The 13050-nt window shown below is 48.2% G+C and carries 11 protein-coding genes; 1 reads left to right on the top strand and 10 read right to left on the bottom strand.

What is annotated here, in order from left to right:
- Positions 1 to 95: 95 nt before the first annotated feature.
- The 5 genes from OCV77_RS10365 to OCV77_RS10345 all read right to left on the bottom strand — a co-directional run bounded on the left by OCV77_RS10365 (position 96) and on the right by OCV77_RS10345 (position 6897).
- On the bottom strand, positions 96 to 1076 hold the full coding sequence (locus OCV77_RS10365) for an ECF transporter S component (protein ID WP_262575006.1): 981 nt from the start codon (positions 1074 to 1076) through the stop codon (positions 96 to 98).
- Positions 1077 to 1097: 21 nt separating this feature from the next.
- Positions 1098 to 2300, bottom strand: a complete 1203-nt coding sequence (locus OCV77_RS10360) for a D-alanine--D-alanine ligase family protein (RefSeq protein ID WP_262575005.1) — start codon at positions 2298 to 2300, stop codon at positions 1098 to 1100.
- Positions 2301 to 2311: 11 nt separating this feature from the next.
- Positions 2312 to 3928 (bottom strand): Mur ligase family protein, encoded by a 1617-nt coding sequence (locus OCV77_RS10355; RefSeq protein WP_262575004.1) that lies wholly within the window; start codon positions 3926 to 3928, stop codon positions 2312 to 2314.
- Positions 3929 to 3963: 35 nt separating this feature from the next.
- Positions 3964 to 4731, bottom strand: coding sequence for an alpha/beta fold hydrolase (locus OCV77_RS10350; RefSeq protein WP_262575003.1), 768 nt, complete (start codon positions 4729 to 4731; stop codon positions 3964 to 3966).
- Between the two features lie 162 nt (positions 4732 to 4893).
- A complete protein-coding gene (locus OCV77_RS10345) occupies positions 4894 to 6897 on the bottom strand; it encodes a beta-galactosidase (protein ID WP_262575002.1) in 2004 nt (667 codons plus the stop codon).
- 129 nt (positions 6898 to 7026) lie between these two features.
- Here OCV77_RS10345 and OCV77_RS10340 point away from each other — a divergent pair, with 129 nt between their 5' ends.
- Positions 7027 to 7827, top strand: coding sequence for a helix-turn-helix transcriptional regulator (locus tag OCV77_RS10340; protein WP_262575001.1), 801 nt, complete (start codon positions 7027 to 7029; stop codon positions 7825 to 7827).
- Positions 7828 to 7895: 68 nt separating this feature from the next.
- On the opposite strand, the gene OCV77_RS10335 is transcribed toward OCV77_RS10340, so the two are convergent.
- From OCV77_RS10335 to OCV77_RS10315, 5 genes are all read right to left on the bottom strand, one after another.
- Entirely contained in the window at positions 7896 to 10031 is a 2136-nt protein-coding gene (locus OCV77_RS10335) for a heavy metal translocating P-type ATPase (RefSeq protein WP_262575000.1), read from the bottom strand.
- A gap of 8 nt (positions 10032 to 10039) precedes the next feature.
- Positions 10040 to 10348, bottom strand: coding sequence for a DUF6110 family protein (locus tag OCV77_RS10330; RefSeq protein WP_262574999.1), 309 nt, complete (start codon positions 10346 to 10348; stop codon positions 10040 to 10042).
- Between the two features lie 128 nt (positions 10349 to 10476).
- Complete coding sequence (gene sufU, locus OCV77_RS10325) at positions 10477 to 10902, bottom strand: Fe-S cluster assembly sulfur transfer protein SufU (RefSeq protein WP_262574998.1); 426 nt, start codon at positions 10900 to 10902, stop codon at positions 10477 to 10479.
- Positions 10892 to 12112, bottom strand: coding sequence for an aminotransferase class V-fold PLP-dependent enzyme (locus tag OCV77_RS10320; protein WP_262574997.1), 1221 nt, complete (start codon positions 12110 to 12112; stop codon positions 10892 to 10894). Before OCV77_RS10320 ends, sufU begins: the two co-directional genes overlap by 11 nt.
- Complete coding sequence (locus OCV77_RS10315; protein WP_262574996.1) at positions 12096 to 13046, bottom strand: SufB/SufD family protein; 951 nt, start codon at positions 13044 to 13046, stop codon at positions 12096 to 12098. Before OCV77_RS10315 ends, OCV77_RS10320 begins: the two co-directional genes overlap by 17 nt.
- Between the last annotated feature and the right edge of the window lie 4 nt (positions 13047 to 13050).

Here is a 13050-nt window from a genome sequence, read left to right as displayed (position 1 = left end):
GGACTTTGTCCGAAAATAAGAAAACTTCTATGCTTTGGTTTGAGTGTAGCATAGAAGTTTTCATTATGCAATAAATGTTTTTCCGTTATATGGTCTTAAATGGCTTTTCTGGAAAGCTGCTTCACGGTTTCCTTCAGTTTTTCATATCCCTCTACCGGATCATCGATATCTGCCACGGCACGCTCCATCGGGCAGATGCCATCTCCGGTACGGTTGCTGATCACCTGGATGCATCTTCCATAGCTGATCTTCTTGTCATGTGCAGTCAGATATTCCTCTGCAGCTTTACTCATCAGCTCTCCATAAATATCACTGGCTCCGCCAAGAGTAAGCAGCATGGCTGCAGCCTTTCCTACGATTTTATCTACGATCACCGCATCAAACAGGATCTCACGGTTATTTTCCATCACCTTCATGATCGGGCGGATGCCATTGCCAAGATCCTGATATACGATCTCATTCTGTCTGATCACGACAAAGGAAGCCTTTCCTTCTGCGATCAGCTGCTTTGCCTGCTCACGGACTGACTGCAGGGCATCTGACCGGCCGGGCATTCCTTCTCTTCCCATCAGCTTTTCGAACACCTTCACACATACCGGAATGAGGATCAGCTGGATCACGGTACCGGGGATCCCATCGATGTTGGAGGCAAATACACTGGCAAAGGTAACCGGCTTATTTCCTGCAAACATCATAACGGCGAAGATGATCCCATGCACGATCCTGCCCGGGATCATGGCTGCAAGCAGTGCCGGATAGATCTTCAGCTTTCCGGAATGATAAAACAGCCCGCCAAGGAGTCCATAAACTGCAAGCTCACCGATCATCACCGGAAGCATCGGGTAAGGTGCCGGCATTCCGGTCAGGATACTGGACAGGATTGGTGTAATGATGCCCCCGATCAGTCCGTAAAGTGGTCCGCAGAGCATTCCCATCAGATATACCGGTAAGTGCATGGGAAGCAGCACGGTACCGGGAACGCCGAAAGCATGTCCGGTAACAAAAGGAATGATCAGGCCTGCTGCCACCAGCATGCCTGTGACTGCCATATTTCTTGTTTTACTATTCTGTCTCATCTGTCTTCTCCTCTTCTGTTCTTATTGCAAGGGTGCTTTCAGCTTTCCCATCTTGCCGCCCTTAACTCCGCCAAGGGAATTCTGGTTCAGGATATTGGTATCAAAGGAGAAGGTTATGCTTTCCTCTTCCCTTACTCTCTTTAATGCCAGCCGGATCATCCGGTCGAGAAGCTCCGGATAGCTGATCCCTACAGGCTCCCACAGGTAAAAGGCCAGGGAGCCCGGAATGGTATTGATCTCATTAAAGTAAAGCTTTCCATTTTCCTCATCGATCATGAAGTCGATCCTGGCTACACCATTACAGCCAAGCTTCTGGAAGGATTTTACTGCCAGCTCCTGTACTTCCTTTCTCTTTTCAGGAGAGAGCTCTGCCGGGATCTTACGGGACACGCCTGCCATGCCCTTTGAGCCGCTGCCCTTGGCATTGCTTACATATTTATCCTCATAGCTTAGGATATCCTTGGTATGCAGAGGCTCTTCGCATTCGGAAGCAATCGCCTCATTTTCATCTCCAAGTACGGCGCAGTTGATCTCACGGAGCTTTGTGATCGCATGCTCAATGATGATCTTTCTTGCATAAAGGAACGCATCATCAATGGAATTGGTGAGCTCACTGCGGTTTCTCGCCACACTGATCCCCACACTGGAGCCAAGATCTACTGGCTTTACGATAGCCGGATAGCCGATCTCCTTTTCCACCTTATCAAGGATGCTGTCGATCTCCGCATAATCGGATGTAGTGAAGCAGTAGCCATCCAGCACCGGAACACCATTCTCCTTCAGCACCACCTTGGATGCGTATTTATCCATGCCAAGGGCAGAGGCTGTCACGTCACAGCCTACAAAGGGAATCCCAATCGTTTTTAAATAGCCCTGCAGGGCACCGTCCTCCACATTGGTTCCATGTACGATCGGGAATGCAATATCCACTTCTATGCCCTTTTTACCAAACAGCTTCACCGGATAGGGCATCAGCACGATGTGATCGTCCTCATTCACAAGGATTACTCTCTGTGACTTTGACAAAAGTCCCGGAATATCTTTATAGGCCTCGATCTTGCCGATCTCCTCGCCTACATACATTTCATTTTTCTTGGTAAGATATACGGGAATAACCTCGTATTTCTCCTGATCCATACTCATGATCGCCTGGATTCCGGAGATGACGGATACCTCGTGCTCCACACTCTTTCCACCAAACATTACTGCCACTCTTGTTTTCATGAACTGCCTCCTTAATAATTATCCGGAAGGTCATTTTCCAGCAGAATAAATTTATGGCCTTCAGCTTTAATACTATATGCAAATGACAGAGCATCCTCCAGCTTTTCAAATACTCTGCATCTTTCCTGTGAAAATCCGCTCTCCAGTACCCCTTTGTGGATGGGGGCTGTATGCTTTTCCCCTACTAAAAGGATATAATCGCAGCAGTCTGCCGCATAGGTACCGAATTTGTAATTGTATTCCTCTTCCTTTTCTCCAAGCTCTACCATGCCGGGTGTGATCAGGATACGGACTCCCTCAAACTGCTTCAATGTCTCTACCGCTGCCCGGGAGCCTACCGGATTGGAATTAAACGCATCATCAATGATCGTATAATTTCCTCTTTCCAGAAGCTGCATCCTGTGTGCGACCGGCTGGATCCGGCGGACCGGAACCTTGAGCTGCTTCAGCGGAATACCAAGTGTATTCGCCACCGCAACAGCACCTGCCACATTGATCACATTGTGCTCACCAAGAAGCCTCATCTGGAAGGTTTCCTTCTCTCCATCCGGAGCTGTCACAGTGAACTCCGTACCGGTACGGGAAAGTTTTACGTCCCCTGTCTGATAATACTGGGGAACCTCTCCCTCTTCGATCTGGCTTTCCAGCTCCCTGGCCTTCGCCCATTCTCCAGTAGTATAAAAAATCTTATTTTTGTATTTACCACTGTGATTCCTGATATATTCATTATCTCCGTTCAGGAAAAGAAGCCCCACCTCCGGCAGGGCATCCGCCAGCTCAAACTTGGTGTTTACGATATTGTCCATATTAAAGAAGGTTTCCAGATGCTGGGGGCCTACGGAAGTAATGATCCCGTGTTCAGGATGAACGATATCACAGATCTCCTTGATATCCCCTACATGTCTGGCACCCATTTCACAGATAAAGATCTGATGGGAGGGCTTTAAGAAACTGCGGATCGTCTTGACAACACCCATGGGGGTATTGTAGCTCTCCGGTGTGATCAGCACCTCGAAATGTTCCTTTAATAAGGTATCCAGATAATATTTCACACTGGTCTTGCCATAGCTTCCGGTCACACCGATCACGGTCAGATCCGGCACACTCCGCAGCTTTTTTTTCGCATCATTGATGTAGTGCTGGTTGATCATGCCCTCCACCGGCCTGTTGATCCAGTTTACGATCACAAGTGCAATGATCTGCAGCATAGTCAGAATGGCAAACGCACCGGCAATCCTGCTGACTCCAAGAAATACACCTGTCAGAACAAGCAGTAAAATCACCAGGATGCCGTCCGTCAGTATCAGCCTTTTCACACGGGCTGTATAGACCAGCTTCTTCTTGGTATTGGTTTTCTTCAGATAAAGATAATACTTCATGCAGATCAGGGCACATGCTGCCTGCAGGAATAGTGTCACGATGCCGGGCAGGCACATGCTTAAAACTCCAAGGATCCCGATCAGGATCAGCAGATACTGTCTGCTTACATTTTTCTTAAGCCAGTGGATATGTTCTCCATTTTTGTACCCGTTTAACTGGAACATATGCAGATTATAGCGCAGCACATATAAGAATGCCGGCAGTGTCAGCACGGCGCAGAGGATACTGATGGCTGTAATGGTTATCATGGTAAAAGCACCTTTCTTTTCGTTTTATTCCCCGCCTAGGCAAAGTATGCCTGCATAATGCTCCGGAACAGCGCCGGGTTCTCCAGAAAGCTGAAATGTCCGGTGCCGGGAATCACTGCAAGACCTGCCCCGGGGATCTTTTCTTCCATGAGCTTCGCATCAGTGATCGGTGTTGCCGTATCCAGATCGCCCCAGATCAGCAGGGTATCCTGTCTGATCCTTGGCAGAAGCTCTGTCAGGTCCTCATTGACTGCCTTCACAAGGCACTGGCGCATCATGGGCGATGCATTCCGATAATCGGCTGATCCCTGACGGTTCCTCCATTCATCGATCAGTCTCGGACAGATGGCATATACCAGCTTCAGGCTTACGATCTTTTTCAGCATCTTATAACGTCTGATCTTCATTTTCTGTTTCCAGGTTTTCTTTGGCAGGATCCCTGCACTGTCGATCAGTACGATCCGCTCTATGGTAAAGGGCAGGCTCTCTCTTGCTGCCAGCCGTATGATGACTCTTCCTCCATAGGAATGACCGATCAGTGTTGCCTTCTGAATGCCAAGAGCAGCCATGAAATCCAGAAAGAACTTTGCATAATCCTCTACCGCCCAGGGTTCTCTTGGCTCATCGCTTGCCCCAAAGCCCGGGAAATCAAACTGCACTACCCGGTATCTGTCTGAAATACAGGCCGCTACCGAATTGTAGGTAGCAAGCTCCGTACCCCAGCCCTGCAGGATCACTACCGTATCCTCGCCCTCTCCGGTTATCTGATAGGCAATTTCATATCCATTCACATTTATTTTCATAAAACAGAAGTCCTTTTATTATTCACTTTATACAGTTTTCCCCATTTTGTGCCGGTGAACCCAGTAAAGCAGTCTTATTATAGCATTTCCTCTATTTTGTGTCATTATAAAAATGAAGGAAAAAGGCTCCCGCCGTATGGCAGGAGCCCTGGAACTCTTCTATTACATCTTTACGATCTTTACATCATATTTCTTCATGGTTTCACCACTTTCAACAGCCTTTTCTGTAAGAAGGTCTTCTTTTCCTGCAAACCTCTCTGGAACCGGCAGCACCTGATCGGTGAAATTCATCAGGAAGCCGTATTCCTGTTCGCCATTCCACCTGCTGACGATCTCAAGTCTGGCTTTCTCCCCAGATGCACCGCTGATACCGGCCTCCTCCCTGACTTTGTCAAGGATCATTTCTATTCCTTCCTCTGACGGATCACTTCCTATATAATAGGTGCTTCCTGCACCATAGGTATTCCTTGTTACGACCGGGCTGTCCTTATAAAAATCACTGCCATATACAGCAAGTGCCTCTGCACCTTCCAGATGCATGATATCACAGACAAGCCCGCATTCCGCCTCTCTGCCATCTGCAAAGATCATCTGATTTTTCTGATCCGGGAACAGGGCATCAATTTCTTCTACCCACACGCCGGCAAGCTCACGAAGGGGACCCGGATATCCGCCAAGATATACATTATCAGACTGATCTACGATACCGCTCATATAAGTCAGGATCAGGATACCACCCTGCTTTACAAAAGCAGTCAGTGCTTCCTTCATGCCTTCCTTTACCATATAAAGAACAGGCGCTGCCACTACCTTGTAGCCAGCAAACGTATCCTCTGCTGATACCATGTCTACCGGAATATTGTGCTCGTAGAAATAACGGTAATACTGATGGATCTGATCCACGTACTTCAGATCCTCAGAAGGTCCGCTTGTATATTCCAGCCCCCAGTAATTGTCCCAGTCAAAGATCATGGCTACTTCTGCCCGGTTCTCTGTTCCAAGGATATGCCTGCCAAGTCTTGCCAATTCTTCTCCAAGCTGCGATACCTCACGGAATACTCTGGTATTCTCTGTTCCTGCATGGGCGATCACCGCACCATGAAATTTCTCACAGCCGCCCACACTTCTACGGAGCTGGAAAAACTGAATGGTATCTGCTCCGTGCGCAAGCGTCTGGTAGCTCTGTGCCCGCATCTGTCCGGGACGCTTCAATGAATTGTACTTCTGCCAGTTCTGCTGGCTGGGTGTCTGCTCCATCAGCATAAAGGGCTCTTTCTTTAATCCTCTCATCAGATCATGGGTCATGGCTGTAAAGCTCCAGGGGGTATCCAATGCCGGATAGTTATCCCAGGAAACAATATCCATTTCCTTCGCCCATTTGAAATAATCGAGTCCCTTGTATGTGCCCATCAGGTTTGTGGTCACCAGCGCATCCGGATTGACTGCCTTGATGGCATCTCTCTCCATGCAGTAGTTTTCCAGCAGACTGTCGGAATTAAATCTCTTATAATCAATAGAAAGACCTGCAAATGCAGTATCCTCGGTCCCGATTCCATCACCCAGAACATTTGGAAGTACGATCTCATCAAAATCATAGAAGGTATGTCCCCAGAATTCAGTATTCCATGCCTTGTTGACAGCCTCGATTGTCTTATATTTCTCCTTCAGCCAGACACGGAATGCCTTTTCACAGTTCTCACAGTAGCACTCTCCGCCGTACTCATTGTTGATGTGCCAGCAGGTAATATGAGGGTTATGTGCATAGCGTTCTGCCAGCTTTGCCGTCAGGCTGACCATAAACTTCCGGTAAACCTGGGAATTAGGACAGGCATTATGACGCTGTCCGAACTTATGATGTCTGCCTTCATAATCAGTTCTTGCCACCTCCGGGTAGCGCTTTACCATCCATGCAGGAAGGGCACCTGTAGAGGTTGCCATGACAATATCATCCTCTTCTGCAGAAAGCATGTCTACGATCTTATCCAGTTCATCAAAATAATAGGTTTCTTCTGAGGGCTGAAGCTTCGCCCAGGAAAAAACATTGATCGTGGCACTGTTGATACCGGCCTTGCGGAACATTCTCATATCTTCCTTCCAGACCTCCTCCGGCCATTGATTGGGATTATAATCCCCGCCATACAAAATTCTCTGAAATTTACCTGCCATATTTATTTCTCCTTATGTCCTTTATTGTTCTTTACAGCTTCTCTTAATGCTGATTATAACTGTTCTTTACAGCTTCGTGTGTAACATGATAAACTAATAACTATAACATTTTGAAACAGGAGAAGTACTATGCCTATTTTTTTCAGGAACACTCCTCTGCAAGAGCCTTTTACGCTTGATTCCGCAGGTTTTGACTGGCATCAGGAGCCCTGGGACAGACCGGAGGGTTATCCACTCTATCACTATTTACAAACTGAACAGGGCTGTGGCTCATTTGCTGCCTGCGGCAGGACATTCCTGCTTACAGAAGGTGATGGGCTTCTGATCGCCCCTTTTGTTCCTCACTCCTACCATGCAGAAGGTGCGGACTGGATCACCACCTTTGTCACCTTCACCGGCACCCTGTCAGATACCTTTCCGTCTCTGATCCAGGACAAGGTACGTTTCTTTCCTTCCTCTGATACCGGAACGATCCGGGAGCTGATCCGGAAAGGTGCTGATCTTATGGCTGCATCTCCTGTTGATACCGCTGCTCTGTCGGTCACAGGTTACCACCTCATGCTCCTGCTTTCTGATAAAAACGGCGGCAATTCTGCCAAGGATCATCCTCTGTACCAGTCCTATATCACACCTGCCCTGCAGCTGATCGCTGTACATTTCAACGAGGAGCTGACTGCTTCACAGATTGCTGCCTCCCTGCATGTCTCCCAGCAGTATCTGTCCCGGCTTTTCCTGCGGTTCCTTGGCTGTTCTGTCTATGAATACCTGACCTTCTACCGGATCAGCCGTGCCAAAGAGCTGCTTCTGACAAACAGGCAGCTGCAGATCCAGGTGATCGGACAGCGTGTAGGCTTTGCTGATGCCAGCCACTTCACTTCCATGTTCCGCAAGCTGACCGGCATGACACCCAGGCAGTTCCGGATGCAGTAAATCTCATATATGGAAAACAGGCGGAGCCAAAGCTCCGCCTGCCTGTTATATTTCTTTCTCATTTCTTTTTACTGTACTGCCAGCTCCAGATTCATTTCCCCGTGAGCAGCTTCCTCTTCATTCTCTTCTTTTCCAAGCAGATTTTTCATGCTCTTCATACTGATCACCAGCGTTGAGGTATTATGAAGAAGTGCGGATGTCGTAGGCTGGAACACACCGGCTACGCCGAGGGCGATCAGGCTGGCATTGATTCCTACGATCGCCTTATAGTTCTTACGGATCCGCTTCATCAGTGCATTGCTCAGCTTCTTCAATGTAACCACTTCATACAGATTATCTGCGCCAATGGTCACATCTGCGATCTCCCGTGCGATCTCGGCACCGCCACTGATGGCAATTCCCACATCTGATGCGGAAAGAGCCGGTGAATCATTGATACCGTCTCCGATCATGATCACCTTCCGTCCGGCTGCCTTTTCCTTCTCTACAAAGCCCGCCTTATCCTCCGGCAGAACCTCAGAATAATATTCATCCACACCGACACGCTCTGCGATCGTCCTTGCGATCCTGTCACTGTCACCTGTCATCATGACTACCTTGGTGATTCCGGTCTTTTTCAGCTCCTTTACCACCTCTGCTGCTTCCGGACGGAGCGGATCTTCAATACAGATCACGGCTGCAAGCCTTCCATCGATCGCCATATATAGGTGGGAATACTCTGCAGACAGATGATCAAACAGCTCCTGCTTCTCTGCCGGGATCTGTGCCTTTTCATCTTCAAACACAAAATGGTAGCTGCCGATAACTACCTTTTTATCCTCCAGCATGGAAGAAATACCGTGAGCCACGATATATTCCACCTTGGAATGCAGCTCCTCATGTACCAGATGCTTTTTCTCAGCCTCCCGTACCACGGCCTTGGCCATGGAATGAGGGAAATGCTCTTCCAGACAGGCTGCGATACGAAGCAGCTCATCCGGTAACTTCTCATTGAAGGAAATCACTTCTACTACTGTAGGCTGCGCCTTGGTCAGTGTTCCTGTCTTGTCAAAGACAATCGTCGTGGCATCTGCCATGGCTTCCAGATACTTGCCGCCCTTTACCGTAATATCATGGGTGCTTGCCTCACGGATCGCTGACAATACGGAAAGAGGCATCGCCAGCTTCAGTGCGCAGGAGAAGTCTACCATCAGTACGGAGATCGTCTTTGTCATATTTCTGGTAAGCAGCCATACAAGACCGGTTCCCAGGAAGGTATACGGCACCAGTCTGTCTGCCAGATGCTCTGCCTTACTTTCCAGAGAGGATTTCAGCTTCTCAGACTCCTCGATCATCGCCATGATCTTCTCATACTTGCTGGAGCCGTTTGCCTCCTTTACCTTAAAGGTGATCTCTCCTTCTTCCACAACTGTTCCGGCATAAACGGTACTGCCTTCTGCTCTTCTGACTGGAACGGATTCTCCGGTCAGGGATGCCTGGTTGACCATAGCCTCTCCTTCGATCACACAGCCATCGAAGGGAATGACATTTCCCATATGTACCCTGACAGGATCCCCACTCCTGATCTCGGTAACAGGAACCATAATTTCCTGCCCATCACGGACAAGCCATACCTTGCTGATATTCAGGGACATACTCCGTGCCAGATCTCCGACTGATTTCTTATGTGTCCATTCTTCCAGGATCTCTCCAAGTGAAAGAAGAAACATTACGGAACTTGCCGTAGAAATGTCACCTCTAAAAATAGATACACCAATCGCTGTGGCATCCAGTACCGGCACTTCAATCCTTCGCCTGGCAAGAGTCGTCAGTCCCTTCCAGATGTATTTTACGGAAGTGATCATGGTGATCCCTGCCCGGATCGGATAGGGAAGAAAGATCTTGTTTCCAAAATAGATCACTGTTTTGTTGACCAGCCTGTCCCAGTACTCCCGGTTCATCTGTCTGCCGGAATTCTTAAGATATACCTCCGGCACCTGCGTCCTTTCATAGGTAAATGCTTCCAGCACAGAAAGGATCTCCTCCCGGCTTCCCTGATAGCTGACCGTTACATCTGCAGTACGCTCCTGGATCTTTGCATTTATGACCTGTTCCTTTGCATCCAGATAATACTGCAGGATATCCGCCTGTTCAAAACTCATTCTGCTCTGCAGGATATGGATCCGCATCCTGCCTCTGATTTCATGCTTTATTATAAATCTCATAGCCTTACTTATTCGCCTGCAGCTTCCTCTGACACTTCTTCAGCCTTTGCTTCTGCAGAATACTCTTCATCATATTTAGCAGCTCTGTCTTCATTGATCTGCTGTGCTTCTGCGTAGATATCTTCTGCATTCTCCTGGATATTGGTTGCTGTTTTCATGACGCATTCTTTCGCTCTGAGTACTGCAGCTGTACAGTAGGTATAAACTTTCCTGGCATCCCTGCTGGAAAGAATTTTAATCCCCGCTGTTCCAAAGAGAACACCGGCTGCGAAAATACCGGTCTTTTTTCCATCAATTTTCTTAAGGTTTAATTTCATCTTTTGCACCGTACCTTTCTTTTTTTATAAAAAATTATTATAGCGTCTCCGTGCCAAAGATTCCATTCTTTTTTTGTTATTGAGAAACATAATCAATAAGCATGTTTTCTGTTATTTTTTCCGTGCAGCTACTGATCCTTCAGCGCCTCCTTCAGCGTATGCCATCCAAGAACTGCACATTTGACTCTGGCAGGCATATGAGCAATATCTTTCAGAGCCGATGCTTCTTCAAGCCGGTCGATCTCCTCATCAGAAGCTTCTCCCTTGATCATCTTTAAGAAAAGCTCTCCAAGCTGCAAAGCCTCCTCCTTTGTCTTTCCAATGATCATGCCAAGCATGATATCCGCAGATGCGCTGGAAATGGCACATCCGTCTCCGGTGAAGGCACCATCTGTGATCACTCCGTCCTCTACCTTCAGCTTCAGGAAGATATCATCTCCGCAGTTTGGATTTTTTCCTTCCAGAACAATATTGGCATCCGGCAGCTCATGCTTGAATTCCGGACGCATATTATGCTCTGTCAGTATCTCATTATAAAAATTTCTATTCTCCATAACCCATTCTCCTTCTGATGGATGCTACGCTTTGAATGAGCCTTTCCACTTCTTCCGGGGTATTATAAAACATGAAGCTGGCTCTTGTTGCCACATTATCCCCCAGATAGGCCAGCAGCGGCTGTGCACAGTGATGACCGGCTCTTACATCGATCCCGTCAGAGGAAAGGATCTCACTGACGTCATGCGGATGCACCCCCTCTATGGTAAAGGCTACGATACCGGTATGGTTTTCCGGTCTTTCCGACCCGAGAATCTTCACATGAGGAAGCTTTGCGATTCCTTCCATGGCCTGTCTGGTCAGCGCTTCTTCCTTTTCCATGATCTCAGGAAATCCAATACCCTGAATATATTCGATCGCTGCAGCAAGGCCTGCTGCCCCGGCTGCATTCACCGTACCAGCTTCAAATTTATGAGGCAGCTCCGCAAAGACCGCTCCCTCCCTTGTCACGGACTCGATCATCTCACCGCCGGTCAGGAAGGGCGGCATAGCATCTAACAGCTCCCGCTTTCCGTAAAGGACACCGATTCCCATGGGACCAAGCAGCTTATGCCCGGAAAAAGCCAGAAAATCAGCCTCAAGCTTCTGCACATCGATCGGCATATGGGGTGCGCTCTGTGCGGCATCCACGACAACGACCGCTCCCACCTCATGTGCCCTTTTGCAGATCTCCTCTATGGGATTCTGGCAGCCAAGGACATTGGATACCTGAGCCACAGCTACCAGCTTCGTTCCTTCGTGGATCCCCTTTGTCAGGGTTTCCTCTGTAAGGGTGCCATCCTGTTCACACTCAAGGAAATGGAGCTTTGCCCCTGTCATCCTGGCTGTCATCTGCCATGGCAGGAGATTGCTGTGATGCTCCATAATGGATACGGCGATCTCATCTCCCGGCTTCAGATTGGTAAGGCCATAGCTGTATGCCACAAGGTTCAGGCTCTCTGTTGTATTTCTGGTAAAAATGATCTCTTCTGTGTGGGCTGCGTTCAGGAAATCACGCACGGTTTTTCTCGCCTCTTCATAGCTTTCTGTCGCTGCAAGGCTTAAAGGATAGAACCCTCTCATGGGATTGGCATTCTCTGTTTCGTAGAAGGCTTTTTCCCGCTCGATCACGCAAGCCGGACGCTGGGCTGTTGCCGCATTATCAAGATAGGCTGTCTCATTCTGCATCAGCAGGGGAAAATCTTCTCTGTAATCACGCTTCATCTGCATTTTCCTCCCTTGCTGTCTCAGGCATAAGCTTTTCAAGCTGCTCCATCACAAGCTGCCTGGTTTCCTCATCCGGTATCTCAGGGCAGAGCTTTTCAAGCTTTGCTCTTGCCATCATATTTTCTGCTGTTTTCCTGCCTATGCCTCTTGCTGCAAAGTAAAACAGTGTCTCTTCATCCAGCTCTCCAATAGTTGCCCCATGGTTACCTTCCACATCCTCCTCTGCGCAGAGGATCAGCGGTATGGTCTTATTGACGATATCATCTGAAAGAAGCAGTACCTCCTCTACCTCACTGCCCTTTGCTCCGCAGGCACCCTTTTTGAAGTCAATGGTTCCACGGAAGAGCTTCTGTGCCTTGTCCTTCAGGGTTCCTTCTGCCGTAATATCACAGGTCGTCTTTTCCCCTCTGTGATCAGCGATCAGGTTAATATCCAGTTTCTGCTCTTTCTGCAGGAAATATCCGATCTTTGCTGTCAGATCTGCTTCCCTGCCAAGAAGTCCTGCATTCACTTCACTGTAGGTATTCCCTGTTCCAAGGAAAAGCTGAGTTACAGATACCCTGGCATTCTTTTCTGCCTTTGCCGTAACCTTATTGATCAGTGTCTGTCCTTCTGAGGGCATACATAGCTGGATCAGATGGATATGACTGTTTTCCTGAAGCTCCAGCTCCGTGTGGAATTTCAGCATTCCAGTTTCCTTTTCTTCCGGACTGCCAAGCTGCTCTACGACAGTGATCTCTTTTCCGGCTTCTGCTTTCACAGGAAGGCTGCCTTCCCCTGCTACCACCTTTACTTTTACAAGCTGATCTGTTTCTTCTATTTTGATAGCTGCTTCTTCCATCTTCTCCGGCACCGTAACAACAGCTTCATTCACATGAAGCCAGTGCCAGGTTTTGGAAGGAAGCTGATTGATCTTGATCTCTCTGTTCTGCTCCATTATT

Source organism: Suilimivivens aceti (assembly GCF_025567405.1).
Classification (GTDB): Bacteria; Bacillota; Clostridia; order Lachnospirales; family Lachnospiraceae; genus Suilimivivens; species Suilimivivens aceti.
Note: the sequence above shows the minus strand (reverse complement) of the source record. Positions and strands in the feature narration are given on the sequence as shown.